Source organism: Sinorhizobium sp. NFACC03 (assembly GCF_900103435.1).
In the GTDB taxonomy this organism is placed as follows: Bacteria; Pseudomonadota; Alphaproteobacteria; order Rhizobiales; family Rhizobiaceae; genus Ensifer.
This window is the reverse complement of the sequence record NZ_FMXF01000001.1, coordinates 613,629-639,739: the sequence shown is the minus strand read 5'-3', so window position 1 is coordinate 639,739 and position 26,111 is coordinate 613,629. Positions and strand designations below refer to the sequence as shown.

Genomic DNA, 26,111 nt, shown 5'->3' with positions numbered 1-26,111 from the left:
CTTAGTCTCATGCGCAAAGGAAAGGGACAGCCGTGCGCATCAAGCATCTGGACGAGGACGACGTGGATATCTTCCGCCGCATACGGCTGGAAGCGCTCAACCGCGAGCCACAAGCATTCGCCTCGACTACGGCAGACTGGGAGCGCCTTTCGACGGAGGAATGGCGGGCGCGGCTGACGACCAACGCCGTCTTTGCCGCTCTCGACGGGGACCAGCCTGTCGGCATCATGGGGCTGATGCGCGAACGCGCGAGCCGGCTGGCGCACCGCGCCACGATCATCATGGTTTATGTGCGCGACGAAGCCCGCGGATCCGGCGTGGCGCGGCACCTTCTCACCCATCTGACCGACCATGCCCGCGCGTCCGGCATCCGCCTGCTGGAACTGGTCGTACGCGCCGACAACCCGACGGCCATCCGCTTCTACGCGCGTGAGGGTTTTCACGAAATCGGCCGTGTCCCCGGGGGCATGCTCGACGGAGACGTAGAGGTCGACGAAATTCTGATGGCGCGACACATCGACGGCCGCGCCGTACCCGCATTGCAAGGAGCGCCCCGATGAAAGCCATGTATTACGATGCGTTCGAAAAGACGCCCGAAATCCGAACCCTTCCCGATCCGACCCCGACCGAAAACGGCGTCGTCATCAAGGTCGAGGCCACAGGGCTTTGCCGGTCCGACTGGCACGGCTGGATGGGCCATGACGCCGATATCCGGTTGCCGCACGTACCGGGCCACGAGCTGGCGGGGGTTGTCACCGCCGCCGGCCGCGGCGTGATGCGCTACAAGGTCGGCGACCGGGTCACCGTGCCCTTCGTTTCCGGTTGCGGCCGCTGCGGCGAGTGCCGCTCCGGCAACCAGCAGGTCTGCGAGGCACAGTTCCAGCCGGGCTTTACCCATTGGGGTTCTTTTGCCGAATATGTCGCGCTCGACTTTGCCGACCAGAACCTCGTGCATCTGCCCGAAAGCATGGACTTCACCACGGCCGCGAGCCTCGGTTGCCGTTTCGCCACCTCGTTTCGCGCCATCGCCGACCAGGCGAAGGTGAAGGGCGGCGAATGGGTCGCTGTACACGGCTGTGGCGGTGTGGGCCTGTCGGCGATCATGATCGCAGCCGCCCTCGGCGCCCAGCCGATCGCGATCGACATTGCCGAGGACAAGCTCGCCTTCGCGAAGACGCTCGGCGCGGTCGCGACGATCAACGGCCGAGAAGTACAGGATGTGGCTGCGGCGGTGAAAGACATCACCGGCGGCGGCGCGCACGTCTCGATTGACGCGCTCGGCAACCCGGTGACCTGCTTCAACTCGATCAAGAACCTGCGCCGGCGTGGCCGCCACGTGCAGGTCGGGTTGATGCTCGGCGACCAGGCGACGCCGCAGATCCCGATGGCGCAGGTGATCGGCCATGAGCTCGAGATCTATGGCAGCCACGGCATGCAGGCCTGGCGCTACGACGCCATGCTGACGATGATCGCCGACGGCAAGCTGAAGCCGCAACAATTGATCGGCCGGGAGATCTCGCTTTCAGAGGCGATCCCTGCACTGACCGCCATGGACCGCGCAACCGACCTCGGCATCAGCGTCATCACGCGGTTCTGATAGCGCCATGGGCGGCCGGAAAAGCGCCGTCTACGAGAGGGTGCCGGCAATGCCCATTCCGACTCACGGCCTCAATGCGCTAAACCTTGTTCCGGATCGGGGGCAAGGCAGATGACCATTGGGAGACGGCGAAGGTTGATCAAACGTCAGCGCACCGGCACGGCGCTTGCCATTGCCGCGACGATCTCTTTCCTTGCCGGCATGACCGACGCGATCGGGCTCTTGAGCATTGGCGACTTCGTCTCCTTCATGAGCGGCAACACGACCCGGGCAGCAATCGCCCTCGGCGATGGCGATTTTATCGGCGCCTTGCTGCTCGTCGGCGCGCTCGGGGCGTTCATCATCGGCAACGCACTTGGCGTCATCGCAGCCGCGCGCCTCGGCGTCGTCGGCGTGCTCTCGACGGTCAGCCTCGTGCTGATGCTCTGCGCCGGTTTCGGGGCCCTTATGCCGCGGCCCTTCTATTTCTACGGCGTCGTGCTCGCCATGGGCCTGGTCAATGCGGCGGTCGAACATATCGAGGGCTTGCCGATCGGGCTTACCTACGTGACGGGGGCACTTTCCCGCTTCGGGCGCGGTCTCGGCCGCTGGCTGCTCGGCAACAGGAACCGTCAGTGGCTGGTGCAAATCGTGCCCTGGCTCGGCATGTTCTCCGGCGCGGTCGCCGGCGCTCTCTTGCAGCGCCACTTCGGCGCGGCCTCGCTCTGGGCGTCCTTTGCGCTCGCCGCTGGGCTAGCGCTTGCCACTGTTCTCGTGCCGTCTCGCTGGTCGCGGCGCTATATCCATTCGGGGTGAGCCTCAGCTCCAACGGCAGCTTTTCACCCCTCCCAAGATTTTGCCCTTAAGCGCGGCCGGGTTTCAGGGCAAAATCTGCAAAGAAGAATCACGAGCGAGGTCCTGCCATGGCGCTTGCGGCAGCCGTCACCACGGATGAACTCTATCATCCCATCCTCAAGGCCAATCCGGCGCATCCGGCCGGATGGCCGATCCGGGCAATCGTCAGCTCACAGACCGAAGCGCGACACAATCGCGCGCTCTGGGCGCCAACGCACCTGATCTCGATCCGCGCTCCCGGCAGCCGACTGCTCTCGATGATCGAGCTGCCGCCGGAAAAGCATCTGGAACTCTTTTTCGGCGATACCACCGATCCGGACGAGCCGGATGCGGCGCGCCCGCAAGCCATCGAAGCCACCTTCGCCTTTGTCGACCGCCTGCCCGAAGACGCCCATCTGCTCGTCCATTGCCTTCGGGGCATTGGGCGCGCGACCGCGCTCACCCTCGGCATTCTGGCGCGCTACATGCCACCGGAGGACGCCGCCGCCGCACTCCATGCGCTGCGCCCGGAGGCCAAGCCGAACAGGCATGTCGTCAACCTTTGCGACACGGCGCTCGGGCTCAAGGGCAAGCTCGCCAAGCAGGCACTACGCTTCCCGGCGAAAGTCTGGAAACCAGCCAAAAGCTGAAGCTAGAAATACGCAGCTTGGCCGCCAGCCGTTGTGCATCGCACAAAGATTTGACATGATCCCACGAAAGAACGGTGACAGTTGACTGCCTGATCAGGCATGATGCTGTAAGCCTTTGTTTTCGGACGGGCTTTGACGGGAAGATTCGACCTTGACCCGCCAGCGCCGAATACAAAAGACGGGAGGAAAAGATGTCCCACGCGGCCTATGTGTTTGACGCTTACGGCACGCTCTTCGACGTGCACGCGGCCGTCAGGCGCCACGCGCAGGAAATCGGCCCGGACGGGCAGGCTTTTTCCGAACTCTGGCGGGCCAAGCAACTCGAATATTCCTGGGTGCGCTCGCTGATGGGCAGCTATCAGGATTTCTGGCAACTGACCGAACAGTCGCTCGACTACGCCTTCGCACGTTTTCCCTCCGCCGACCCGAAACTTCGCAAGCGATTGCTCGACGCCTATTGGACGCTCGACTGCTATCCGGAAGTGCCGGCGGTTCTGAAAGGGCTCAAGGAGCGCGGCGCCCGCATCGCCATCCTCTCCAACGGCTCGCCGGCCATGCTCGCCTCTGCGGTCCGCAACGCGGCACTCGACATCGTCATCGACGACGTGTTTTCCGTCGACGCGGTGAAGGCCTTCAAGACCGCGCCTGCCGTCTACGACATCGTCACAACCGGCTACCGGCTTTACCCGCATGCCGTTTCCTTCCAGTCGTCGAACCGCTGGGATATCGCCGGGGCGACGAAATTCGGGTTTCGCACCGTATGGATCAATCGGGCGGACATGCCGGACGAATATCGTGATCACGGGCCGGCGCTGATCCTGCCCTCTCTCGAAAGTCTGCAATTCGGTATCTGAAGGATCTCCCCATGGTCTGGTCGCCTGCGCAGTATCTGAAGTTCGAAGACGAACGCACGCGCCCAGCCAGAGATCTCCTCGCCCAAGTGCCCGACCTGCCCGAAGGCATCGCCTTCGATCTCGGCTGCGGCCCGGGCAACTCCACCGAGCTCATCCGCGACCGGTTTCCCGAGGCCACACTTTCAGGCATCGACAGCGACGAGAACATGCTCGTTGCGGCGGCGAAGCGGCTGCCGGGCATCACCTTCGAAAAGGCGGATCTCGCAAACTGGGTCCCCCCTGCCGGCGCTTCGCTGTTTTACGGCAACGCTGTCTTTCAATGGCTGCCGAACCACCTCACGATCTTCGAAAGACTGATGGGAGCGCTCGCATCAGGCGGCACGCTTGCGGTCCAGATGCCGGACAATCTCGGGGAGCTGAGCCATTTGCTGATGGAGGAGACAGCGCGCAGCTCGGCTTTCACTGACGCCTTTGCCGGCAAGACCGTCCGCCGCAATCCCATGCCGGGCCCGGCAACCTATGTCGAACGCCTGGCGCCACAGGCCGCCAGCATCGAGGTCTGGCACACGATCTACTACCACCGGCTCGCCAATGCCGAAGCGATCGTCGAATGGGTGAAGGGGACCGGCCTCAGACCCTATCTCGATGCCTTGCCGGAAGATAAACGCGACGCCTTTGCTGCCGACTACACGGACCGGATCCGCGCTGCCTATCCGGCCATGAGCGACGGCAAGGTCCTTCTGCGCTTCCCGAGATTTTTCATCGTCGCGGTGAAGGCCTAGCGCCGGGCGACGCTACATGCGTTCGACCAGGAAATCGATGAAGGCACGGATACGGGCGGCGAGATGCTCATGTCCGGCATAGACGGCGTAGACCGTCTCGATCTCGCCCGACTGATAATCTTCGAGCAGCGGCACGAGCGTTCCGGCTTCGAAGTCCGGCTCGACATGGAAACGGCCGATACGGCCAACGCCAATGCCGGCAAGGCAAAGCTGGCGGACGATCGAACCGCTCGAGACCTGCATGTTGCCGAAGACCGAGCGCAATTCCGCAGCCGGCTGCCCCGGCATGCGGAACGCCCATTCGTCGACGCTGCGACGGAAATTGAAACGAATGCAATTGTGGCCGTCGAGTTCATCGGGCGTTTGCGGGACCCCATGCTTTTCCAGATAGCCCGGCGATGCGATCACGACCGGACGGCTTTCCATGAGCTTGCGTGCCTTGAGGGATGAATCGCGCAACGGACCGGTGCGGATCGCCACGTCGGCGCGCTCTCCGACGACATCGATCATGCTGTCCGTCAGCGTCAGATCAAGTTGCACCTCCGGATAGCGGGCGAGGAACTCTGGCGCGAGCGGCATGATGTAGCGCTCGCCAAAGCCGACTGCGGCGTTCACCCGCAACAGCCCGCGCGGCGTCATGCGGCCCCCGGCAGCGACCAGTTGTTCGGTCTCCGCGATTTCCGTGAGAATCCGCTGGGCGCGTTGCAGATAGACTTCCCCCTCCGGCGTCAGCTGCAGGGTCCTGGTCGAGCGCACGAGCAGGCGCGTGCCCAACCGGTCCTCGATACGGGTCACCAGTTTGCTGACGGCCGACGGCGAAAGCTTCAGGCGCCGCGCAGCCGCCGAGAAGCTGCGGGTCTCCGAAACGGCAACGAAGACCTCCATTTCACCTGCCCGATTGTCCATGCGTCACCTTTGAATCCAATTCACAGTCCTTTGTACCATTATGCTGATTATCATGATGAGTGCCAAGGCTCATATTCCGCCCGACTTCAACAACAACCAACGCGCCCGGTTCCTCCCAGCCGGGTGGGAAAGGTCTCGTCGTGCCTATTGCTATCCTTGCGCTGACGATCGCGGCCTATGCGATCGGAACAACGGAATTCGTGATCGTCGGTCTGCTGCCGACGGTCGCCACCGACCTCAATGTCACCCTGCCGCTCGCCGGCCTGATCGTCAGCGTCTATGCGCTCGGCGTCACCTTCGGCGCGCCGGTGCTGACGGCACTCACCGGCCGGATCGAGCGTAAGCCGCTCCTGATCGGCCTGATGGCGCTGTTCATCGTCGGCAATGCTGCGGCCGCCCTGTCGCCGAGCTACGAACCGCTTCTCATTGCGCGGGTCATCTCCGCCTTTGCCCATGGAGTGTTCTTCTCGGTCGGCTCGACCATCGCCGCCGACCTCGTTCCGGAAGACCGGCGCGCATCGGCCATCGCCATGATGTTCATGGGCCTCACCGTCGCGATCGTCACCGGCGTGCCGCTCGGTACCTGGGTCGGCCAGACCTTCGGCTGGCGTGCCACCTTCTGGGCCGTGACCGGTCTCGGTGTCGTCGCGCTCACCGCGATCGTCGCCCTGCTGCCGAACACGCTCTCCAAGGCCCCGCCGGCCAAGCTTATCGACCAGGTGCGCGTGCTCGGGTCCGGCCGCCTGCTGATCGTCTTTGCCATGACCGCGCTCGGCTACGGCGGCACCTTCGTCGCCTTCACTTTCCTGGCGCCGATCCTGCAGGACATCACCGGTTTCTCGGAAGGCGCCGTCAGCCTGATCCTCGTGCTCTATGGCGTCGCGATCGCCATCGGCAACATTGCCGGCGGCAAGATCGCCAACCGCGATCCGGTCAAGGCGCTTATCGGCCTGTTTCTGGCCCAGGCGGCCGTGCTGGTGCTCTTTACGTTCACGGCCCCCTCGCCGGTGCTGACGCTGGTGACGCTCGCCGCACTCGGCTTCCTGTCCTTTGCCAATGTTCCCGGCCTGCAGCTCTATGTCGTGCAGCTTGCCAAGCAGTACCGGCCGGGCGCCGTCGATGTAGCCTCGGCGCTGAATATCGCCGCCTTCAACCTCGGCATTGCCGTCGGCGCCTGGCTCGGTGGCTTGATCGTCGCCTCACCGCTCGGCCTCGGCATGACGCCCGTCATCGGCGCCCTGCTTGTCGCCGCCGCGCTGCTGCTCACGCTTTTGAGCGGCGTTCTTGATCGCCGGGCCGGCGCCGCCTACCAACCGGCTTGAACCGCCGCACCTGAGGACCACCTATAGATCGTTCCTTTTTCGCCCGGCCATCCGGCCGGGCGCTCGCCAAGTACAGCAGGTCAAGTACAAGGAGTTACCCACCATGCATTCCGTCAATTCAAACGGTGCCAACATCCCGGCGCTCGGCTTCGGCACCTTCCGCATGCCCGGCGCCGACGTGCTGCGGGTGCTGCCGGAAGCGCTCAAGCTCGGCTTCCACCATGTCGACACGGCCCAGATCTACGGCAACGAGGCCGAGGTCGGCGAAGCCATCCATAACTCCGGCGTGTCACGCGCCGACATCTTCCTCACCACCAAGGTCTGGGTCGACAAATATGCGCATCGCGACTTCCTCGCCTCGGTCGACGAGAGCCTGAAAAAGCTGAGGACCGACCATGTCGACCTGCTTCTCCTGCACTGGCCGGGCGGCAGTGACGTGCCGATGGCCGAGCGCATCGGCGCCCTCAACGAGGTGCAGAAGGCCGGCAAGGTCCGTCATATCGGCGTCAGCAACTTCAACACGGCACAGATGGAAGAAGCGGTGAAGCTCAGCGACGCCCCGATCGCCACCAACCAGGTCGAATACCATCCCTATCTCGACCAGACCAAGGTGCTCGAGATCGCGCGCAAGCACGGCATGTCGATCACTGCCTACTACGCGATGGCGAACGGCAAGGTCCCGAACGATCCGCTGCTGAAGGAGATCGGCGCACGCCACGGCAAGACGGCCGCCCAGGTGGTGCTGCGCTGGCTGGTGCAGCAGAAGGACGTGATCACGCTTTCCAAGACCGCGACGATCGATCGGTTGAAGGAAAACTTCGCGATCTTCGACTTCGCGCTCGGCGACGGCGAGATGGCAGAGATCCACGCGCTTGCCCGCCCCGACGGTCGCATCGTCAATCCGGAAGGTCTGGCTCCGGTCTGGGACAAGGCCGCCTGATCTACTCTCTTGTAGTGGAGCGGGATGCGGGCGGAAAACCGCTCACACTTTTCCTCATCCCGCTCCGCCATTTCGCCGCCGGCCAATTCCCAGCCGGCGGCGGATACGATATGGACATGCCCCGCAGACACCGATCAGAGGGAGGGGGCGATGTCTTTGCATGAGGCGCAGACGAGCGATTTCGCTCCCGATTGGCCGGCGATCATCGCCGTCGTCCTGGGGGTCACCGCCTTCTCGGTGGCGCAGGGGCTCACCTATCCGCTGATCTCGCTTTCGCTTGAAAGCCGTGGCGTCTCTGCCGGAATGATCGGCCTCAATGCCATGGGCTTTGCCGCCGGTCTCGGCGTGGCGACCCTGCTTCTCGGCCGGTTGACGCGGCTTGCCTCCGCCGACCGGCTGATCATCGCCAGTCTCTGCGGCTGCTCCATCTGCCTCGCGACGCTTGCCTCGACGTCAGAGCTTCCCATCTGGTTTATCGCCCGCTTCGCCCTCGGCTTCTTCGTCAGCATGGTGTTCATGCTCGGCGAAGCCTGGCTGAATACGGCCTGTCCCGACCGGCTGCGCGGTCGCGTTTCCGGCCTTTACGGCGCCGGCATGTGCGGCGGCTTTGCCGCCGGTCCGCTGGCGATCCCGTTGCTCGGCACCAGCGGCGGCCTCGGCTTTGCGCTGCTGGCGATCTATATCGCGCTCGTCGCCTTCCTCACCGGGCTCCTGACCATGGGTGCGCGCACTCGGCCCGAGCCTTCCTCGACACGCGACCTCTTCGCCTTCTTCAAGAAGGCACCGATGCTGATCCTCATGGTGCTGATGTTCGGCATTGCCGATATCGCGGCGATCTCGGCAATGCCGGTCTACTTCGTCAAAACGGGCCACAGCCAGGCCTTTGCCGCGCTCAGCGTGACGGCGCTTGCGATCCCGACCGCGCTGGCGCAGCCCTTCATCGGCGTGCTTCTCGACCGGCTGCCGCGCCGCCGTGTGGCGATCTCAGCAGCCGCCGTCGCCGCCACCGGCTACCTTCTGGTGCCGTTCCTGTCTTCGAACGTGGCTTTGCTGCTGACATTCGCCTTCATCGGCGCCGCCAGCTTCGCGCTCTACACGGCCGCCCTGACGATGCTTGGCGAAGAATATCGCGGCAGCATGCTCGTTGCCGGCAGTGCCGCCTTCTCGCTCGCTTATGCCGCCGGCAGCGCTGCAGGGTCGGGCGCCACCGGCGCGCTGATGAACTTCATCGACCCTATCGCCGGCCCGCTCGGCGTGGGCACCGTCCTCGTCTTCTTCACTCTGATGTTTGCAGCGACAGGGCGCCGTTAGGCCTCGGCGCAGCGCAAGGCAAGCGCCTCACCGAAAACACGGGCAGCCGGCCCGAGCGGCTCATCGATCCGATGCACCAGATAGGCCTCGGCACCGACTTGACTGTTGCGGCCAAGGGCCGTCGTCGGCATGCGCACCAGCCGGCCCTCTTCGAGATCCCGCTCCACCTGCCAGAGCGGCAGCCGGCCCCAACCGAGACCGGCGCAGATCATCGCATGTTTCGTATCCTGGCTGCTGACGCGACAGGTCTGCGGCGAAAGCACGCCGAAATCCCGCCCCACCGTGCGCTGCGACGGATCGGACTGCACGATCTGCAGATGGTCGGCAAGCGCGGCGTTTTCGAGTGCACCATCGCCGGCACTCAGCCCCAGGGGATGATGCGCCGCAACGACTGCAACGATCTGAACCGTCGAGAGCGCCTGGCGGGCGATAGCCGGATCGCGGAAATCCTCGCCGACCATGATACCGAGAGTGAAGCGGCGTTCGACGAGGCCATCCAGCGGTCCGCCCAGCGGTGAAACCGCAAGCCTGATTGAAACATTGGGGTAGATCGTCCGCATCTCGTTCAGGGCGAGCCCGACCGTCTCGATCGGGAAGAGCGTGTCGACGATCAGCGAAAGCTCCAGTTCGATCCCCTCGCCGAGCCCTCGCGCGCGGGCCCGCATGGCGTCCACCCGCAGCAGGATATCGCGGGCATTGGCAAGCAGGGCCTGCCCTTCCTGTGTCAGCACCGGCCGATGGCCCGAACGATCAAACAGAGCGACTCCGAGTTCCGTCTCGAGATTGGCGATGGCATGGCTGACCGCCGACTGCACTCGGGAAAGCCGGGCTGCACCCCCGCGGAAACTCCCGCTTTCGGCGACGGTCACGAAGGTCCGCATCTGATCGAGTGTCAGGGCATCCAGCATGATCGATTCCATAGATCAATTTGATGAAATTTATCTCACTTCATCAGATCATGGAAAGCATCCATCTTCTTTTCCGAACAGCAAGTGCTCAGCAGGAAGGAAGGCCCGATGGCCAGGATACTCGTGCTCTACTACTCATCCTACGGTCATATCGAGACCATGGCGGCGGCGGTTGCCGAGGGCGCGCGCGCCGCTGGCGCCACCGCCGTGCTCAAGCGGGTGCCCGAAATCGTGCCGGAAGCCGTTGCCATCAAGGCGGGCTACAAGCGCGATCAGGTCGCACCGGTCGCGACCGTCGCGGAACTGCCTGACTATGACGCGATCATCATCGGTACGCCGACACGCTTCGGCAACATGGCCGCGCAGATGAAAAACTTCCTCGATCAGGCGGGCGGTATCTGGGCGCGCGACGCTTTGGTCGGCCGCATCGGCAGCGTCTTCACCTCGACCGGAAGCCAGCATGGTGGCCAGGAATCGACGATCCTCGCCACCCATACCGTGCTTCTCCATCTCGGCATGGTGATTGCCGGCCTGCCCTACAGCTTCAAGGGTCAGATGCGCATGGACGAAATCACCGGCGGCTCGCCCTACGGCGCCTCGACGCTCGCCGACGACGGCAACGGCGGCGACCGTCGGCCAAGCGCCAACGAGCTGGAAGGCGCACGCTTCCAAGGACGCCACGTCGCAGACCTGGCGGCGGCGCTGGTCGCCGGTCGTGCGCGCGTGGCGGAGATTGCCTGATGGCCACGGCCACAACCTTCGCTCGGGAGAGAACAGATTGGGCGGGCGTGATGACGGTCGTTGCCGCCGGCGTGGTCGCGGCCATGCAGGTCGGCAAGGGGCTGATTGCCGGTCCGTTGCTTCAGTCCGACCTTGGGCTCGATCTCCCCGCCCTCGGCTGGATCACCTCGGTCTTCGCCATCGTCGGCGTCGTCGGCGGCATGGCGGCCGGCGCGTTCGTCACTGCTGCCGGGGACCGGCGTCTGGTCGGCATCGGGATGGCGATGCTGGCGCTCGGCTCCTTCAGTGGAGCGGCCAGCCACGCGTTCACGCTGCTTCTTCTGTCACGCATCGTCGAAGGCTTCGGGTTCCTGCTTGTCGTCGTCGCCGGCCCGGCCATTCTGATGCGCTTGGTGACATCGGATCGCCGCGACCTCGTCTTTTCGCTGTGGAGCTGTTTCATGCCGGCGGGCATCGCGGCCGCCATGCTGACGGGGCCACTTTTTCCCGATTGGCAAGCGATCTGGAGGAGCAACGGGCTGATCACGCTGGCAAGCCTGGCTTCCATCTTCCTGGCGGTGTCGCCGTCTCGGGAAACATCCAGCATCGCCGCCAGCTTCCGGGATGATGCGACCGAAACGCTTACAAGCCGCGGCCCGGTGCTGCTCTTCGTTCTGTTTTCGCTCTACAGCCTGATGAGCTTCACGCTTTCCAGCTTCCTGCCGATCCTGTTGGTCCAGCGTATGCACGTCTCGCTCGGGACCGTCGGCCTCCTCAGCGCCATCATCACACTGGTGAACGTCATCGGCAATCTTGCCGCCGGCCATCTGCTGTCTCGCAGCTTTGCCCGCGGCCGGTTGATCGCCAGCGCTGCCTTGCTGATGGGTGTGTTCGGCCTATGGATCTTCCTGAGCCAGTCCGGTGGAAATCTGATCTTCGGGCTTTGCGTGCTGTTTTCCGCGATCGGCGGCCTGATCCCCGCCACGTTGATCTCGTCGGTGCCGATCCTGTCGCCGCGTCCGGCGCTTGCGCCGTTGGCAATGGGGCTCTTGATGCAGGGCAGCAATCTGGGGCAACTCGTCGGGCCGGTTGCAGTCGGAACGGCGATCGAACGCTACGGCTGGGCCTCGGGCGCGGCCTTCATCGGCGTCGGCGCCCTTCTCTGCATCCTGCTTGCGAGCACACTGGAGCAGACCCTGCGAAGCAAGGCCCAACGGCGATGATGGCCTGCATGCAAAGAGCAAATCGCAAAGAAAAACCCACCGGCGGCAAACCGGTGGGTTCGGCATTTCCGGCGGATTGTCCGCGGATCAGACGAACTGGCTGAGGCCCGGAACCGAGGCGACGACTTCGTCGACCACTTCATCGCCTGCCTTTTCCTTGGCAAAGGCGATGGTCTCCTTGGCGAGCGAGGTGATTTCGCCCATGCCGAGACCCTGGCTCATCAGCTGCTGGCCGAGCGCCATGACGCCGCCGCCGCCGATCGCCGACATCAGGCCGCCGAGCAGACCGCCGCCACCCGTGCCTTCGCCATTGTACTGGGCGATGAGCTCGGAGGCGCCCGGAATCGCTTCGATCATCTGGGCAACCGGGCCGTCAGCGGCTTCGCGCTGCAGGAAGCCGAGGATCATGCCGACAGCCTTTTCGGCCGTTGCAGGCTCGATGCCGACATTCTCCGCGACGCGCGTGACCAGTTCATTCATGGAAAAACTCCCTCACTTGGATTTTTGACGTTGACGTCAAGGTAAATGATCGCCCACCAAATAACAAGCCGTGAGCAGTGACTATCGGCCCGTCGATAACGCCGCTTTCCGGTCGCGCGCTGGCACAGCCTTGTTGCCGGGCGCAACCGCAGCACCTATAACAGAAAACCAGGCACATTTCGATGACGGGCACTTGCGATCAACCGCGAACCGCCCGCTTTCATTGATGAAACGGAGATGAAGCCCACATGTTGGAAGAAGGCAAGCTCTTTATCGGCACCAGCCGCAAGCCTGATGATTCGATCAACAAGGGCGAGTATCTGGAACTCAAGTTCGGCAACCGCCACGGCCTGATCACCGGCGCCACCGGCACCGGCAAGACGATCACCCTGCAGGTCCTCGCCGAAGGTTTTGCCAATGCCGGCGTCCCCGTCTTCTGCGCCGACGTCAAGGGCGATCTCTCCGGCATCGGCGCGATCGGCGAGCCCAAGGATTTCATCCTGAAGCGCGCCGAGCAGATCGGCCTGCCGACAAATCCTTACGAGTTCCAGGAATTCCCGGTCATCTTCTGGGATCTCTACGGCGAGAAGGGCCATCGCGTCCGCACCACCATGTCGGAAATGGGGCCCCTGCTCCTTTCGCGGCTGATGAACGCCACGGATGCGCAGGAAGGCGTGCTCAACATCGCCTTCAAGATCGCCGATGAGGGCGGCCTGCCGCTGCTCGACCTGAAAGATCTGCAGGCGCTGCTCAACTACATGGGCGACAATGCCAGCGCGCTCTCCAATCAGTTCGGTTTCATCTCCAAGGCCTCGGTCGGTTCGATCCAACGCGAACTCCTGATCCTCGAACAGCAGGGCGCCGAACATTTCTTCGGCGAACCGGCGCTGAAGATCACCGACATCATGCGCACGACCAATGACGGGCGCGGCGCGATCTCGGTGCTGGCGGCCGACAAGCTGATGATGAACCCGCGGCTCTATGCGACCTTCCTGCTTTGGCTGCTTTCGGAACTGTTCGAGGAACTGCCTGAGGTGGGCGACCCGGACAAGCCGAAGCTGGTGTTCTTCTTCGACGAGGCGCATCTGCTTTTCAACGATGCGCCGAAGGTGCTGACGGAGCGTGTCGAACAGGTCGTGCGCCTGATCCGCTCCAAGGGCGTGGGCGTCTACTTCGTCACGCAAAACCCGCTCGACGTGCCGGAAACGATCCTCGGCCAGCTCGGTAACCGCGTTCAGCACGCGCTTCGCGCCTATACGCCGCGCGACCAGAAGGCGGTGAAGACCGCCGCTGACACCTTCCGCCCGAACCCGGACTTCGACTGCGCCACCGTCATCACCAATCTCGGCACCGGCGAGGCTCTGGTCTCGACGCTCGAAGGCAAGGGTGCGCCCTCGATGGTCGAGCGCACGCTCGTGCGTCCGCCGCAATCGCGCGTCGGTCCGCTGACCGAGGCCGAGCGGAAAAAGGTGATGGATGTGAGCCCGGTCCGCGGTCTCTATGACGAGGATTTCGACCGCGAATCGGCCTATGAGATGCTGACCGCGCGCGCCAAGAAGACGGCCGAAGCGCAGGCGCAAGCACAAGAACAGGCCGAACAGCAGACAACGGAAGCGAATACCGGCGGCAGCCGCTGGACGCTGCCCGGCTTCGGCGACGACGAGGCGGCGGCACCAGCGGGCAAGCAGGCGCGGCCACGCAGCTCCGGCTACCAGCGCGAGACGGTCGTCGAAGCCGCGATGAAATCGGTCGCTCGCACCGTCGCGACCCAGGTCGGCCGCGCCCTGGTGCGCGGCATCCTCGGCAGCCTCAGCCGACGCTGAACATAGCCGCGGCAACCGGCAATGCTTGAGGTCGATATTTTGCCCGCGCCCTGATTTCGATCGAGGCGCGTCGTTATTTTGAAAGGAACATTCGCATGGACGTTAAGGATTCGAACGGCGCCATCCTCCAGGACGGCGACAACGTTACCCTGATCAAGGATCTGAAGGTCAAGGGCACCTCTACGACGCTGAAGCGCGGCACGATGGTCAAGGGTATTCGCCTCACCGACAACCCTGATGAAGTCGAATGCCGGGTGGAGAAGATCAAGGGCCTGGTGCTGCGCACCGAGTTTTTGAAGAAGGCATAGCCCACGGCTGACGGCCTTCTCCGTCGGCAGCCACCTCATGCAGCGCCTGCGTGGAGCATCATGATCTCCGAGAACACAAAAGCCCGGCGGAACGATCCGCCGGGCTTTTGGATTCCGATTGGAATTCAGATATCAGGCAACCGTCAGCTTGACGTCGATATTGCCCTTGGTCGCATGGCTATAGGGGCAAACGATATGCGCCTTCTGGACGAGGTCTTCGAGAACCGCCTTGTCGACGCCCGGAGACGTGATCTCAAGCGCGGCATCGATACCGAAGCCGGTGCCATCTTCGCGCGGACCAATGCCGACTGTTCCCGTCACTTTCGTGTCTTCCGGAAGCTTTACCTTCTCCTTGCCGGCGACGAACTTCAGGGCGCCGAGGAAGCAGGCCGAGTAGCCAGCGGCAAAGAGCTGTTCAGGATTGGTGCCGCGGGCGCCGTCGCCGCCAAGTTCCTTCGGCACAGTAAGGGTGACATCGAGAACGCCATCGGCGCTCTTGGCCTGGCCAGCACGGCCACCGGTTGCGGATGCAGTGGTGCGGTAGAGAATAGGCATTGGCGGTCTCCTTTGCGTTTCCAAGTGGATGAGGGTTAGATAGCGCAAAATTCAATTGCGTGCAAATTAATTTTGCAAATTGCATTTTCGCCCTGTTTTTGCGAGAATGCGACCATGGCAAACAAAGCGGCACATATAGATACCATTCCGGAGGAGGCGCTGTCGCTCGGCAAGCAGCTCTGCTTTGCCGTCTATTCGGCGGCGCATGCCTTCAATCGTGCCTACAAGCCGCTGCTCGATCGTTTCGGCCTCACCTACCCGCAATATCTCGTGCTGCTTGCGCTATGGCAACAGGACGAAATGACGGTGAAGCGCATTGGCGAGGAGATAGGGCTCGATTCCGGAACGCTGTCGCCGCTTCTGAAACGCCTGGAGGCAGCCGGCTTTGTCGCGCGCCAGCGCGACCCAGGTGACGAGCGACAGGTAATCGTTCGCCTCACGGAGAAAGGCCGCGATTTGAAAAGCGAGGCCTTCGGTATTCTCATAGATATCGGCAAGGCTTCAGGCTGCAGCCTGGAAGAAGCGGGCGAAATCCGCGAGACGCTGCATCAGTTGACGCGGCAGCTCAATTCCGGCCATGGCGCGGACTGACATTTGCAGAGGCCGCCCCTCGTGACTGGGGGATGCCGCGAGCGACGACGCCCGTGGTTGTTAGATGACGAGGATCGGCGCCTTGCCACGCACGCGATCGTAGAGGTCCATGACATCCTGGTTGAGCATGCGAACGCAGCCGGACGAGACGGCCTTGCCGATCGACTTCCATTCCGGCGTTCCGTGGACGCGGTAGAGCGTGTCCTGACCATTCTGGAAGATGTAGAGAGCGCGTGAACCGAGCGGGTTGTTGAGGCCCGGCGCCATACCGCCATTCTTGGCCGAATAGGGTTTCAGCTGCGGCTGGCGGGCGACCATGCTGTCCGGCGGGGTCCAGCGCGGCCACTTCTGCTTCCACTGGATGACGCCGCGGCCCGACCAGGCGAAACCTTCACGGCCGAGGCCGACGCCGTAGCGCAGTGCCCGGCCGCCCGGCTGGATCAGATAGAGGTAGCGGTCACCGGTATCGACGACGATCGTTCCCGGCTGTTCGCCAAAGGGATCGCTGACCTCCTGACGATAGAAGCGCGCGTCGATCTGACGGAACGGTACCTCCGGCACCTGATAGCCGCCGTCGTACATGGAGGCATAAATATCCGAAACATAGAGGCCCGGCGGCGGCAGACCGGTCGGAACTGGCCCTGGGCCATCCTGCCTTTCATAGATGCCTTCCGCGCGCGGATCGGTAAAGCGTCCTTCGAGCGCAGGATTGCGGAACACAGGCGCCGTCTCATAGCGGAAGACGTCCGTGTTCATCGAGGAGGTGCAGCCTGCAAGACCGGCGGAGGCAAGAGCCAATCCGGACGAGCGGAGAAATTGACGGCGGGAGAAGACGACTGAAGAGGACATCGAACTCTGAAGGGCTTGAGTGCGGCCTGAGGAGTGCTGCATGAAATTGCTTAACGAAATACTACGCACAGCCCCTCGGAATGGGGCGATGCTTGCATTTCCGACTGGACCGAAGCTTGCGTCTTGGCGTGAAACGAAGAGAACTCAGACGCTGTGAGCGTTGAAACGTGGCTGGCGCATCAGTGTTTCAAAATCCGGCGCGGAGAGCGGCCGGCTGAAGAAATAGCCTTGGATCTCGTCACAGCCGCTCTGGCGCAGGAACTCGACCTGGGCCTGGTTTTCCACACCTTCGGCGATGACGCGCAGGCCAAGATTTTGGGCGAGTGAGATGATCGCCGCGGTGATCGCGTTGTCGTCGAGATCGACAGGAATATCCGCAACGAAGGACCGGTCGATCTTAAGGCGGCGCACCGGGAAGCGCTTCAAGGCGCTGAGGCTAGAATAGCCGGTGCCGAAATCGTCGATTGCCAGGTGCACGCCGATCGCCTGCAGCTCATGCATGGTGGCAATCGCCCCCGGCACGTCCTGCATGATCAGGCTTTCCGTCAGCTCAAGCTCGAGACAGCAGGGCTCAAGCCCGGTTTCGGCGAGAATTGCCGCCACGTGACCTGCCCAGTTGCGCTCGCGGAACTGGCGCGCCGAAACGTTGACGCTGACGATCAGCGGCGGCAGGCCGTCATCCTGCCAGTCCTTGGCCTGGCGGCAAGCGGCGCGCAGCACCCAGTCACCGATCGGCACGATCAGCCCGGTTTCTTCGGCAAGCGGAATGAACTCGGCCGGCGAAACCGTGCCGCGCTCTGGATGACGCCAACGAAGCAAGGCTTCGGCTGCGAAAACGCGGCCATTCGCAAGGTTCATCTGCGGCTGGAACTGCAGAAAGAATTCTTCGTGTGCCAGCGCCCTGCGCAGCTCCTCCTGCTGACGCAGCTTCTCGTGCGCCTTGGCGGCCATTTCCTCGGTGAAGACCTGCAGATTGTTGCGCCCGAGCTCCTTGGCCCGATACATCGCCATGTCGGCATTGGCGAGCAGCTCGCCGACGGTCTTGCCCTGATTGGGAAAGCAGGCGACGCCCATGCTGCAGGTGACCTGCAGGCTTCGGCCCTCGATCTGCATCGGCCCCGCGATGGCGCGGCGAATATCTTCAAGCCTTGCCAGCACGACATCCCGTTCGCAGGGAAGGCCGTTCAGAAGCAGAATGAATTCGTCGCCGCCGACACGCACGACCATATCCGACTTGCGCACCGACGAGCGCATGCGGGAGGCGGTGACCTTCAACAGCTCGTCGCCGGCCGCATGGCCGAGCGTATCGTTGACCAGCTTGAAATTATCGAGATCGAGGAAGGCGAGCACCGCCCATTGACCGGTGCCGCGCAGGGCCTCCAGCGCCTCGGCGACCTGCTCCTCGAACAGCGCCCGGTTGGGCAGGCCCGTCAGCGCATCATGATGCGCCATGAAACTGATACGGTCCTCCGCGTGCTTGCGCTCGATTGCAATACCGGCGAGATGCGCCGCCATCGCAATCAGCTCCTTCTGCCCTTCGTTGGGAACGCAGACCGCGCCGGAATAGAGCGCAAATGTGCCAAGCACCTTGCGGTCGCGCGAATGGACGGGAGTCGACCAGCAGGAGCGGAACCCATAGGGTCGAACGAGCTCGCGATAATCGTCCCAGAGAGGATCGGCGAGAATGTCCGAGACGATCACCTGTTCGCCGCGCCAGGCCGCCGTGCCGCAGGAGCCCATGTGAGGGCCGATCTCGACGCCATGGATCGTCGCGCAATAGCTCTCGTCGAGGCTTGGTGCCGCGCCATGGAACAGGTGGCGGCCATCGGCCGACAGCAACAGCACCGACCCCTTGATGCCAGGCATCAGCGCCTCGATCAGCAGGATCATGTCGCGGAAGAATTCGTCGAGCGGTCGGCTGTTGGCGATCATTTCCAGTAGGCGGGCCTGCCCTTCGAGCAGGCGTTCGGCCGCCTTTCTGTCGGAGATATCGCGCGACACGCCGACGACGCCGACAATCTCGCCGCGCTTGTTGCGCAGCGGCACCTTGGAGGTCATCAGCCAGCGGTCGCGGCCCTTGCTGACGATCGCCCGTTCCTCGATGCCGAAAATCGGTTCGCCGGTTTCGATGACGCGGCGCTCGATGTCGGCGATCGCCTGTGCCATGTGCGGCGGATGGAGATCGAAGTCGGTCTTACCGACGATATCCTTGAGACCTTCCAGGCCGTTGTCGGCAACAGTCACCTGGTTGGCGATGAGGAACCGCCCTTCGACATCCTTGGCATAGATGTAGTCGGGCACATGGTTGATCATCGTCTCCAACCAGTAGTGGCGGTCGGCGATGTCGGGTTCGGTCGGAAAGATCCGCGCAACTTCTTCCGCCAGCCGATGGCTGGCATCGATCAGGCGACGTGTATCCTCGTTGCCGCCAGCATTTAAGGCGGCATATCGCGGATTGCGAGACGTGTTCTTCGCCAAGCAAGGCCTCCCGACGCGCTCAGCCGCGTCGCTGGTCGATCTTTCCCCACTGCACGTTAGACGAGCAAGAGTTAGCCTTTCCTAAATAACTTGTAGAAAAATCGTGCAGAGGTTGCAATCTCCAAGTTGCGTGCCTGAAAAGAAGGGGTGACGGCGCCACCCCTTCGTCGATTTCAGGACAGACGTCGGCGCGCCGCCGGCGCGAGCATCAGCAGTTGGTCGGCCACCACCATGATAACGATCGCAAGCCCCGTCAGCGGAAAAGTGAGGCCAAAGAAAATGGCCATGATCCACAATCCTGCATAGACACTGCGCTTCGGCGGCATCGGCGGCACCCCGACGCGCCCCGCCGGGCGACGCTTCCACCACATGACGACGGCGGAGAGCGAGATGAGCACGATGGACAGGCAGGCGGCAAGCATCAACAACTGATTGGCGCGCCCCCACTCCTGCCCCTTGTGCACGTTGATGCTCCATTCGATCGCCTTTCCGAGCGCCGGGTAATCGCCAAAGGCTACATCGACAAGCGGTTTGCCGGAGTACTGGTCGATGTGGATCGTGCGCTCCCGTGCGAGCTCGGCCGGAAAGATCGCGGCCGTGTAGACGCCGCTCTCATCGGTCGGGAGCGCCAGCTCATAGCCGGGCAGCATGCCGGCCTCATCGGCGATCGCGACCGCGCGGTCTATGCCGACCGGCTCGGCGCCGACGCCGACGCCGCTCGACGTCGGGACCGGAGCATTCTCCATCAGCCAGTTCGCCCTGGGGAGGACATCGGTCGAAACCTTGGTCGCGGTTGGCACCTGGTCCCAAAGCACCGCGGGATAGCCGAGCCCCATGGCCGTCAGCTTGCCGTTGACGGTGGCGCCCCAGTAGCCGGACCACAGAAGACCGGAGAAGGCGAGGAAGACGATCAGCAGCCCGGCGACGATGCCGGTCACGGCATGAAGGTCACGCCAGAACACGCGGCGCGCGGGCGTGCCGCGCACGGTCAGCACACCGCCGGTCTGCTGGCGCGGCCACCAGAGATAAATGCCGGTGAAGACCAGCAGAATGGCAAAGCCCGCAACAATCTCGATGATCGTTTCGACCGACTTACCGAAATAGTCGAGGCTGTGCAGGTCCTCGACCACCTGATTGAACTCTTCCGTGGGCGCGACGTGATCGAGGATGGCGCCGGTATAGGGATCGACGAAGACCAGCATTTTGGCCTTGCCGATACCCACCGTGACGCGCGCCGAGCGATCGGCACCGGCGGGTGTGCGATAGGAGACGGCGGCGCTGCCGGGCACGGATTCGACAGCGGTGGCGACGATCGCCGAAGGCGGCAGCCGTTCGGTCCCGGCAGGCACGATGTTGCGATAGGCGAAGACGGTATCGTCGATCTCGTCGTTGAAGAGATAGAGGCCACCGGTGACGGCCAGGCTGATCATGAACGGGATGACGAGCAGGCCGGCAAAGAAGTGCCAGCGCCAGATGGCGCGATAGAGGGAAATGCCGCGCTCGGCGGCGACCGGCTGCGCTGCGGCGCCGGTAAAGGATGCGGTTGTCATGGGTTTCTCCGGGAAATCCGCATTATCGCGGCTTCGCCTCGTGATGGTCGGGTCGGTCGCGGATCACGGCCGGCGACGTCGAACAGCAGTTTCGACGCCTGGGAGGCCGTCAGCCGCCGCTCAAGCGGATATCAGGGAGAAACCCGATGGTGGCGCCCTAGGCCCTGTGCCGCCGCGGAGCACACCGCGAACAAACAGAAGTTCATTGGCAGGAACCGACACATGCCAGGCGAGAGATAGCGGTGGTGCGGCGATCGGATACGGCGCCGGCAGATCAGCGGGGGCGACGAGGCAGCAGGACTGGCATCCATGGCCTCTCGTACCACCTTTTCCGTCGGCATCGTCGTGGCCGGTGAGGCAGAGATCGGCAAACGTTCCATCGGGAAGCGCGTAGGCGGTCGTATCAGGCGCAACCGGCATGGCGACCGCCGGCTGCTGGATCAGGGCCGAGATGACGAGGACAAGCGCGCAGAGCAAACGCGCCGCCATGTCCGTCAACCGATCGCCTAGAAACCGTCGCGCCAAAAGTGCCCCCAAAATCGACTGCGACAGCTAAAGACCAACGGCGCGAAAGGCAAGCGGGCAATGGGCCGCATGGCCTATCAAAAGATTTCATGTGTGGTATCAGCGGCGCCGGCTTTCGCCGTCCAGCACGCTTGGCTTAAGACAAGGTCACGGCAACGACGGGAGGACGACATGCTGACGATCTACGGAGTCTATCGCTCGCGCGCATCGCGCAATTACTGGATGGCGCGGGAGCTCGGAATCCCCTTCACGTCCGTTCCGGTCATCCAGGCGCGCCGGGTTGCAGATCCGCTTGCCGCCGATGCGCCCATCAACACCAAGTCGCCGGCCTTCCTCGCCGTCAACCCGATGGGTCTGATTCCGGCGATCGAAGACGACGGCGTCGTACTGACGGAATCGCTTGCCAACAATCTTTTCCTTGCGCGCAAATACGGCGGCCCGCTGGGACCGGCTGATATCCGTGAAGAGGGACTGATGGGCAACTGGACGATGTGGGCGGCGACGGAGGTCGAGCCGCATGCGGTGCAGATCATCCTCACCTACGACTACGGCACTGAGGAAACCGACCAAGGCAGGGCAACGATCACTACCTGCGCCAAGTCCCTCGACAAGGTGTTTACCCGCCTGGAAGAGCACCTCGACGGGCGCGACTACCTGGTTGGCGATCGCTTCACCGTAGCCGACCTCAACCTCGCGGAAGTCTTCCGCTACGCCATAAGCCAGAAACAGCTCTTCGAGAAGCATCCACGCGTTTCGGCCTGGCTTGCCCGCTGCCATGCCCGCCCGGCTTTCAAGGCGATGATGGAAGAGCGGCTGAAAGAGCCGGCGGATTGAGCCGTCCGGAGGGGGGCTCGTTTCAAGTGATCAGCGCATGGTCGCCGCGTCGAAGCGTACGCGCGGCGCCCTGAGATCGAGCAGGCGCATGCCCTCCTCCACCTCGTCACGAACCCAGCGCTTGAAGGCGGCTGCGGCCTTGCTTTCCCGCCGCGATGGCGAGCTGACGAAGTAGTGGCCGTAGCCGGTGCCCACGCGGATACCGAAGGGCACGACCAAACTGCCTTGGGTGATCGCGAAGCCGGCGAGCGTCTGCCAGGCGAGCATGACCCCCTGCCCCGAGATCGCCGCATCGAGCACCAGCGACGCCTCATTGAACGTGTGGCGAACGGTCATTTCGGCACCGGAGAGGCCGACTTCGCGAAGCCACACCTCCCAGCTGAACATCGAGTGTCCGTCGATCACGGCGGGGAGCTTTAGAATATCTGCAGGTACGCGCAAGTTCTGCGCCACGACCGGCGAACAGACGGGAAAGACCTCCTGCTGCAACAGCAGTTCGGATTTAACGCCAGGCCAGTCGCCCGAGCCCACACGGATGCCGACATCCACATCCGATGTGTCGAGATTGACGAGCTTGGTCGTGGCATCGATGCGCAGGCGAATGTCGGGGTGGCGCTCGGCGAAACGGTTCAGCCGATAGACCAGCCAGCGGGCGGCAAAGACCGGTGCCACCGAGATCGTCAGCACCGACTCGTCGCGTCGCCGAGCCGAGGCCACGGCCTCCGCCAGCTCCTGAAAGGCGTTGCTGAGGCGGACGAGGAAACGCAGGCCAAAGTCGGTCGGGACGAGGCCGCGCGGCGTGCGCTCGAACAGGATGCGGCCAAGCTGGGCCTCCGCCTTGGCAATCTGCTGGCTGACGGCGCCTGAGGTCACGCCGAGCTCCTCGGCAGCAGCCGCCAACGAACCAAGGCGACCGGCCGCTTCCACGGCGCGAAGCCCGTTCAAATGGACGGAATTCAGATCTCTCATATAGTTTTCCTAAACCCGTTCGGTGCTATTCTCAATTGAAAAGACAGCGAGACAGGCAGATCATCCAAGCATCGAAAGGATGGGCCGCCATGTTGAAGCTTCTCTCGATGTTGACCGCATTCGCCACTTTTGAAAGTCGGAAGCAGGATACGCGACTAGCCTGGGCGCGTGACCCGCTGCAGCACCCGGATCTCGAGCGGATGGACGAACGCGAACTCGGTGATCTGCCCTTCCCCGGCTGGCCCTGGCCGCGCGCGGCCGAGTGCGCCAGCGACTGCCTGCAAGCCGGGGGCCGGTGACGGACAATGACCCTGTGATATGCTGACGGGATGAGCGAGGATCTCGACCGCAATTTCGCACGGGTCGTCAAGCTGGCGGAAGCCGCCGGCTTGCCGGAGGTTGCCATCGGCACCTCCTACGGCACGCCGGCACTGCTGGTGAAAGACAAGAGCTTCGTGCGCATGAAGGACGGCGACACGCTTGTCGTCATGTGTGCGCTCGAGGAAAAGGAATTGCTGCTGGAACTCGACCCGCAACTCTATTTCGAGACCGATCACTACAAAGGCTGGCCGGCGATGCTGGTTCGGCTTTCGGTGATCGACGATAAGAGCCTGACCGGGCGACTGGTTGCAGCCTGGCGCCAGAAGGCGCCAAAGCGGCTTGCTGCGAAACTCGCCGGCTGACCGCTTTCAGCTTCGATCCCCGACCTTGTAGATCAGGCAAACCTTGCCGTCATCGACCCTCTTCACGTCATCGAGTTGCACGTAGTGGCGCTGGGCGATGGTTTCGAACAGCGCCTTGCCCTTCCCCACCACCAGGGGATGGATGGTGAGACGCAATTCGTCGATCAGGCCGTGATCCATCAGGCTCGACACGGTGCGAGCGCCGCCGACGACATAGATGGTCCGACCCGGCTGGCGCCTTAGCTGCTCGATCTCGGCAGCATCGCGAACGATGGTGGCGTTGGCCCATTGCACCTCCGAGCGCTCTTTCGAGAGAACATAATGCGGCGTGCTCAAAGCAAAATCCGTATATTCGATCTCCTCCTGCGTCGGCACCTTGCCGGTAAACTCCAGCGGCGCATGCGGATTCTGTTTGATCGCGCTCCAATATTGCTCATAGCCCGAATACATGCCGCTCCCGAGGACGCAGGCATCGATCTCAGGCAGGAGGTCGAAGGTGTCCGACCAGGAATCGACCCAGTCCGTATAGCCATCCGGTCCATCGATCATCCCGTCGATGGACATCTGCATGCCGGCAACCACCTTGCGCATCGTCGTTGTCTCCCTGTTGGCGTTACGCAACAAGGACGTGCGCGCGGCGACTGAGCCGACATAGGCGGTAAAAATCTCGCGCCGGCGGCTGGCGGCATCCAATGAGCGGCCTTCCATTTCAGAGCTCGCGCCTATACCGGTGGAAGCTGACGGCCACACAGGTGTTCTTCCATGATCGTTCGCGACCGCCCCAGCCTTCTGAAACTGTTCTTCATCCTCAGAGGATCGATCATTCAGCGGATCTTTCCGCAGGTGCTGTTCGTCTTCGGCCTTTCCGCCTTCGTCGTCTGGGCACACCGTGCCGATCCCGGCATCGTTCCAAGCGTCAACAGCGGCCCTTTCGCCCTGCTCGGCATTGCGCTCTCGGTGTTCCTCGGTTTCCGCAACAACGCCTGCTACGACCGCTGGTGGGAGGCGCGGAAGGATTGGGGGCAACTGATCTTCACGTCGCGCGATCTCGCCCGGCAGACACTGGTCCTGGTCGACGCGAAAGCATCGGAGAATGCGGCGCGGCAACGGCTCCTCAACACCGCCATCGCCTTTGCTCGCGCCCTGGTTGGCCACCTGCGGCCGGGCAATGATGCCACCAGGGCGCTCGCGCGACTGCCCGACGATCTCGCTCCCGGCTACAAGGCAAGCCGCAACGCGCCGGACTACCTCCTGCGTGAGATGGGCCGCGATCTCGCGGGCTTGCGCGCTTCGGGCGCGATCAGCGACTTTCAGTGGGCCCAACTGGATGGCACCGTCGGCAGGATGTCGGCGATGCTTGCCGCCTGCGAGCGCATCCGCAACACGCCGGTGCCTTTCGGCTACACGCTGCTCCTGCACCGCACCGCCTATCTCTTCTGCTTCCTGCTGCCCTTCGGCTTTGCCGATGCGCTCGGTGGGGCCACGCCCTTTGTCACCGCGCTGGTCGCCTACACCTTCTTCGGCCTCAATGCACTCGGGGACGAACTGGAGGAGCCGTTCGGCGTATTACCGAACGACCTGCCGATCATGGCGCTTGCCGAAACGATCGAGATCAACCTGCGCGAGGCGCTCGGCGAGACTGATCTTCCGCCCCTGCCGCAGCCCAAGGACTACATCCTGATGTAGCCCAGATGGTCGCGCAGCTCAGGTCTTGAGCGCGGCCAGGACCCGGGCAACGGCCGGACGCGCGGTCATGCGGTTGCGGTGATCCAGGATTTTCGGGAAACGCGCGGGATCCACACCGTCCGATTCGAGCCAGCCGGCGATGGTGAAAAGGTAGGGATCGGCAACCGAATAGGTCTCGCCCAGGACGAAGGGGCCTTCCAACATCGTGTTCTCGATCAGTTCGAAGCAGGCCGCCATGTTGGAGGCGACCTTGGCCTTCATTGCCTCGTGCGCCGCCGGATCGTCGGCCCAGCGCGCGCCGCGACGTCCATGGGCATGGGCGACATGCACCGTCGAGCAGAGATAGTTCATGAACGACTGCAACTGCGCAAAAGCAAAGGCATCGCCCCTTGGTGCAAGGTTCGCTGCCGGATTTGTCTCGGCGATATAGGTGAGGATCGCCGGCGTTTCGGTGATGACGCCCCGGTCGGTCAACAGCGCCGGCACCCGGCCCTTCGGGTTTACCGCGAGATAGTCGGGCTTGGTCTGTTCGGCGGTCGAAAAATCGACGCGGCGCGCCTCGTAGTCAGCGCTCGCCTCTTCCAGCGCGATATGCGAAGCCAATGAGCAGGTGCCCGGGGCGTAGAACAATTTCAACACTTCAACTCTCCTCTGCGATCACGCGGATCGGACGACGTGGTGCCGACAGACCCGACCCTGCCCTATCATTCTGGCGGACGGAAGCGGAATGCGTGCGATGAACCGTGCGTTTCCT

29 protein-coding genes are annotated in these 26,111 nt (G+C 63.3%); 18 read left to right on the top strand and 11 right to left on the bottom strand.

The annotated features are described in order from the left end of the window. The first annotated feature begins 32 nt into the window (after positions 1-32). The 6 genes from BLU35_RS03105 to tam all read left to right on the top strand — a co-directional run bounded on the left by BLU35_RS03105 (position 33) and on the right by tam (position 4,696). Entirely contained in the window at positions 33-560 is a 528-nt protein-coding gene (locus tag BLU35_RS03105) for a GNAT family N-acetyltransferase (protein ID WP_057250501.1), read from the top strand. Next, positions 557-1,597, top strand: coding sequence for a zinc-dependent alcohol dehydrogenase family protein (locus BLU35_RS03100; protein WP_057250503.1), 1,041 nt, complete (start codon positions 557-559; stop codon positions 1,595-1,597). Before BLU35_RS03105 ends, BLU35_RS03100 begins: the two co-directional genes overlap by 4 nt. Before the next feature lie 111 nt (positions 1,598-1,708). After that, a complete protein-coding gene (locus BLU35_RS03095) occupies positions 1,709-2,392 on the top strand; it encodes a YoaK family protein (protein ID WP_057250505.1) in 684 nt (227 codons plus the stop codon). Positions 2,393-2,499: 107 nt separating this feature from the next. Then, positions 2,500-3,060, top strand: coding sequence for a hypothetical protein (locus BLU35_RS03090; protein ID WP_058320334.1), 561 nt, complete (start codon positions 2,500-2,502; stop codon positions 3,058-3,060). Between the two features lie 191 nt (positions 3,061-3,251). Beyond that, the gene (locus tag BLU35_RS03085; protein WP_057250509.1) at positions 3,252-3,914 is read left to right on the top strand and encodes a haloacid dehalogenase type II; all 663 of its coding nucleotides are present in this window, start codon (positions 3,252-3,254) and stop codon (positions 3,912-3,914) included. A gap of 11 nt (positions 3,915-3,925) precedes the next feature. Then, complete coding sequence (gene tam, locus BLU35_RS03080; RefSeq protein WP_093232103.1) at positions 3,926-4,696, top strand: trans-aconitate 2-methyltransferase; 771 nt, start codon at positions 3,926-3,928, stop codon at positions 4,694-4,696. A gap of 12 nt (positions 4,697-4,708) precedes the next feature. Here the strand turns inward: tam and BLU35_RS03075 are convergent, their stop codons facing one another. After that, the gene (locus BLU35_RS03075; RefSeq protein ID WP_057250513.1) at positions 4,709-5,602 is read right to left on the bottom strand and encodes a LysR family transcriptional regulator; all 894 of its coding nucleotides are present in this window, start codon (positions 5,600-5,602) and stop codon (positions 4,709-4,711) included. A gap of 140 nt (positions 5,603-5,742) precedes the next feature. Here BLU35_RS03075 and BLU35_RS03070 point away from each other — a divergent pair, with 140 nt between their 5' ends. The 3 genes from BLU35_RS03070 (at position 5,743) to BLU35_RS03060 (ending at position 9,175) form a co-directional block, all read left to right on the top strand. After that, a complete protein-coding gene (locus BLU35_RS03070) occupies positions 5,743-6,924 on the top strand; it encodes an MFS transporter (RefSeq protein WP_093232102.1) in 1,182 nt (393 codons plus the stop codon). Positions 6,925-7,027: 103 nt separating this feature from the next. After that, positions 7,028-7,864: an aldo/keto reductase gene (locus tag BLU35_RS03065; RefSeq protein WP_058320335.1), complete on the top strand. Its 837-nt coding sequence runs from the start codon at positions 7,028-7,030 to the stop codon at positions 7,862-7,864. A 150-nt stretch (positions 7,865-8,014) separates the two neighbouring features. Further along, positions 8,015-9,175, top strand: a complete 1,161-nt coding sequence (locus BLU35_RS03060) for an MFS transporter (protein WP_057250519.1) — start codon at positions 8,015-8,017, stop codon at positions 9,173-9,175. Here the strand turns inward: BLU35_RS03060 and BLU35_RS03055 are convergent. Continuing rightward, entirely contained in the window at positions 9,172-10,083 is a 912-nt protein-coding gene (locus tag BLU35_RS03055) for a LysR family transcriptional regulator (protein ID WP_057251080.1), read from the bottom strand. The two genes, BLU35_RS03060 and BLU35_RS03055, sit on opposite strands and share 4 nt — an antisense overlap. Before the next feature lie 108 nt (positions 10,084-10,191). On the opposite strand from BLU35_RS03055, the gene wrbA reads away from it, so the two are divergent. Next, entirely contained in the window at positions 10,192-10,824 is a 633-nt protein-coding gene (gene wrbA, locus BLU35_RS03050) for an NAD(P)H:quinone oxidoreductase (protein WP_057250521.1), read from the top strand. Beyond that, positions 10,824-12,026 (top strand): MFS transporter, encoded by a 1,203-nt coding sequence (locus tag BLU35_RS03045; RefSeq protein ID WP_200964173.1) that lies wholly within the window; start codon positions 10,824-10,826, stop codon positions 12,024-12,026. Before wrbA ends, BLU35_RS03045 begins: the two co-directional genes overlap by 1 nt. Before the next feature lie 87 nt (positions 12,027-12,113). On the opposite strand, the gene BLU35_RS03040 is transcribed toward BLU35_RS03045, so the two are convergent. Continuing rightward, positions 12,114-12,506 (bottom strand): DUF2780 domain-containing protein, encoded by a 393-nt coding sequence (locus tag BLU35_RS03040; RefSeq protein ID WP_057250522.1) that lies wholly within the window; start codon positions 12,504-12,506, stop codon positions 12,114-12,116. A 248-nt stretch (positions 12,507-12,754) separates the two neighbouring features. Here BLU35_RS03040 and BLU35_RS03035 point away from each other — a divergent pair, with 248 nt between their 5' ends. Further along, the gene (locus BLU35_RS03035) at positions 12,755-14,329 is read left to right on the top strand and encodes a helicase HerA-like C-terminal domain-containing protein (protein WP_093232101.1); all 1,575 of its coding nucleotides are present in this window, start codon (positions 12,755-12,757) and stop codon (positions 14,327-14,329) included. A 95-nt stretch (positions 14,330-14,424) separates the two neighbouring features. Beyond that, on the top strand, positions 14,425-14,637 hold the full coding sequence (locus BLU35_RS03030; protein WP_057250526.1) for an alkylphosphonate utilization protein: 213 nt from the start codon (positions 14,425-14,427) through the stop codon (positions 14,635-14,637). 132 nt (positions 14,638-14,769) lie between these two features. On the opposite strand, the gene BLU35_RS03025 is transcribed toward BLU35_RS03030, so the two are convergent. Next, entirely contained in the window at positions 14,770-15,192 is a 423-nt protein-coding gene (locus BLU35_RS03025) for an organic hydroperoxide resistance protein (protein WP_057250528.1), read from the bottom strand. A gap of 114 nt (positions 15,193-15,306) precedes the next feature. Between BLU35_RS03025 and BLU35_RS03020 the strand changes: the two genes are divergently transcribed. Further along, entirely contained in the window at positions 15,307-15,783 is a 477-nt protein-coding gene (locus BLU35_RS03020) for a MarR family winged helix-turn-helix transcriptional regulator (protein ID WP_057250530.1), read from the top strand. A 60-nt stretch (positions 15,784-15,843) separates the two neighbouring features. Here BLU35_RS03020 and BLU35_RS03015 read toward each other — a convergent pair whose 3' ends face one another. The 4 genes from BLU35_RS03015 to BLU35_RS34840 all read right to left on the bottom strand — a co-directional run bounded on the left by BLU35_RS03015 (position 15,844) and on the right by BLU35_RS34840 (position 21,149). Next, positions 15,844-16,632, bottom strand: coding sequence for a L,D-transpeptidase family protein (locus tag BLU35_RS03015; protein ID WP_093232100.1), 789 nt, complete (start codon positions 16,630-16,632; stop codon positions 15,844-15,846). A 144-nt stretch (positions 16,633-16,776) separates the two neighbouring features. Then, positions 16,777-19,110 (bottom strand): putative bifunctional diguanylate cyclase/phosphodiesterase, encoded by a 2,334-nt coding sequence (locus BLU35_RS03010; protein WP_057250534.1) that lies wholly within the window; start codon positions 19,108-19,110, stop codon positions 16,777-16,779. Positions 19,111-19,283: 173 nt separating this feature from the next. Further along, positions 19,284-20,660 (bottom strand): PepSY-associated TM helix domain-containing protein, encoded by a 1,377-nt coding sequence (locus tag BLU35_RS03005; protein ID WP_093232099.1) that lies wholly within the window; start codon positions 20,658-20,660, stop codon positions 19,284-19,286. A gap of 120 nt (positions 20,661-20,780) precedes the next feature. Next, entirely contained in the window at positions 20,781-21,149 is a 369-nt protein-coding gene (locus tag BLU35_RS34840) for a hypothetical protein (protein ID WP_143032883.1), read from the bottom strand. A 207-nt stretch (positions 21,150-21,356) separates the two neighbouring features. On the opposite strand from BLU35_RS34840, the gene BLU35_RS02995 reads away from it, so the two are divergent. After that, positions 21,357-22,019 (top strand): glutathione S-transferase family protein, encoded by a 663-nt coding sequence (locus tag BLU35_RS02995; RefSeq protein ID WP_093232098.1) that lies wholly within the window; start codon positions 21,357-21,359, stop codon positions 22,017-22,019. Between the two features lie 30 nt (positions 22,020-22,049). Here BLU35_RS02995 and BLU35_RS02990 read toward each other — a convergent pair whose 3' ends face one another. Then, positions 22,050-22,988: a LysR substrate-binding domain-containing protein gene (locus BLU35_RS02990; protein ID WP_057250542.1), complete on the bottom strand. Its 939-nt coding sequence runs from the start codon at positions 22,986-22,988 to the stop codon at positions 22,050-22,052. A gap of 89 nt (positions 22,989-23,077) precedes the next feature. Between BLU35_RS02990 and BLU35_RS02985 the strand changes: the two genes are divergently transcribed. Next, positions 23,078-23,287 (top strand): hypothetical protein, encoded by a 210-nt coding sequence (locus BLU35_RS02985; protein WP_057250544.1) that lies wholly within the window; start codon positions 23,078-23,080, stop codon positions 23,285-23,287. Positions 23,288-23,317: 30 nt separating this feature from the next. Further along, positions 23,318-23,671 (top strand): MmcQ/YjbR family DNA-binding protein, encoded by a 354-nt coding sequence (locus BLU35_RS02980; RefSeq protein ID WP_057250546.1) that lies wholly within the window; start codon positions 23,318-23,320, stop codon positions 23,669-23,671. Between the two features lie 6 nt (positions 23,672-23,677). Here the strand turns inward: BLU35_RS02980 and BLU35_RS02975 are convergent, their stop codons facing one another. Then, entirely contained in the window at positions 23,678-24,379 is a 702-nt protein-coding gene (locus tag BLU35_RS02975) for a dihydrofolate reductase family protein (protein WP_082640654.1), read from the bottom strand. A gap of 54 nt (positions 24,380-24,433) precedes the next feature. Between BLU35_RS02975 and BLU35_RS02970 the strand changes: the two genes are divergently transcribed. Beyond that, a complete protein-coding gene (locus tag BLU35_RS02970; RefSeq protein ID WP_093232097.1) occupies positions 24,434-25,357 on the top strand; it encodes a bestrophin family protein in 924 nt (307 codons plus the stop codon). A gap of 18 nt (positions 25,358-25,375) precedes the next feature. Here the strand turns inward: BLU35_RS02970 and BLU35_RS02965 are convergent, their stop codons facing one another. After that, the gene (locus BLU35_RS02965) at positions 25,376-25,996 is read right to left on the bottom strand and encodes a glutathione S-transferase family protein (RefSeq protein WP_093232096.1); all 621 of its coding nucleotides are present in this window, start codon (positions 25,994-25,996) and stop codon (positions 25,376-25,378) included. Positions 25,997-26,111: the final 115 nt, after the last annotated feature.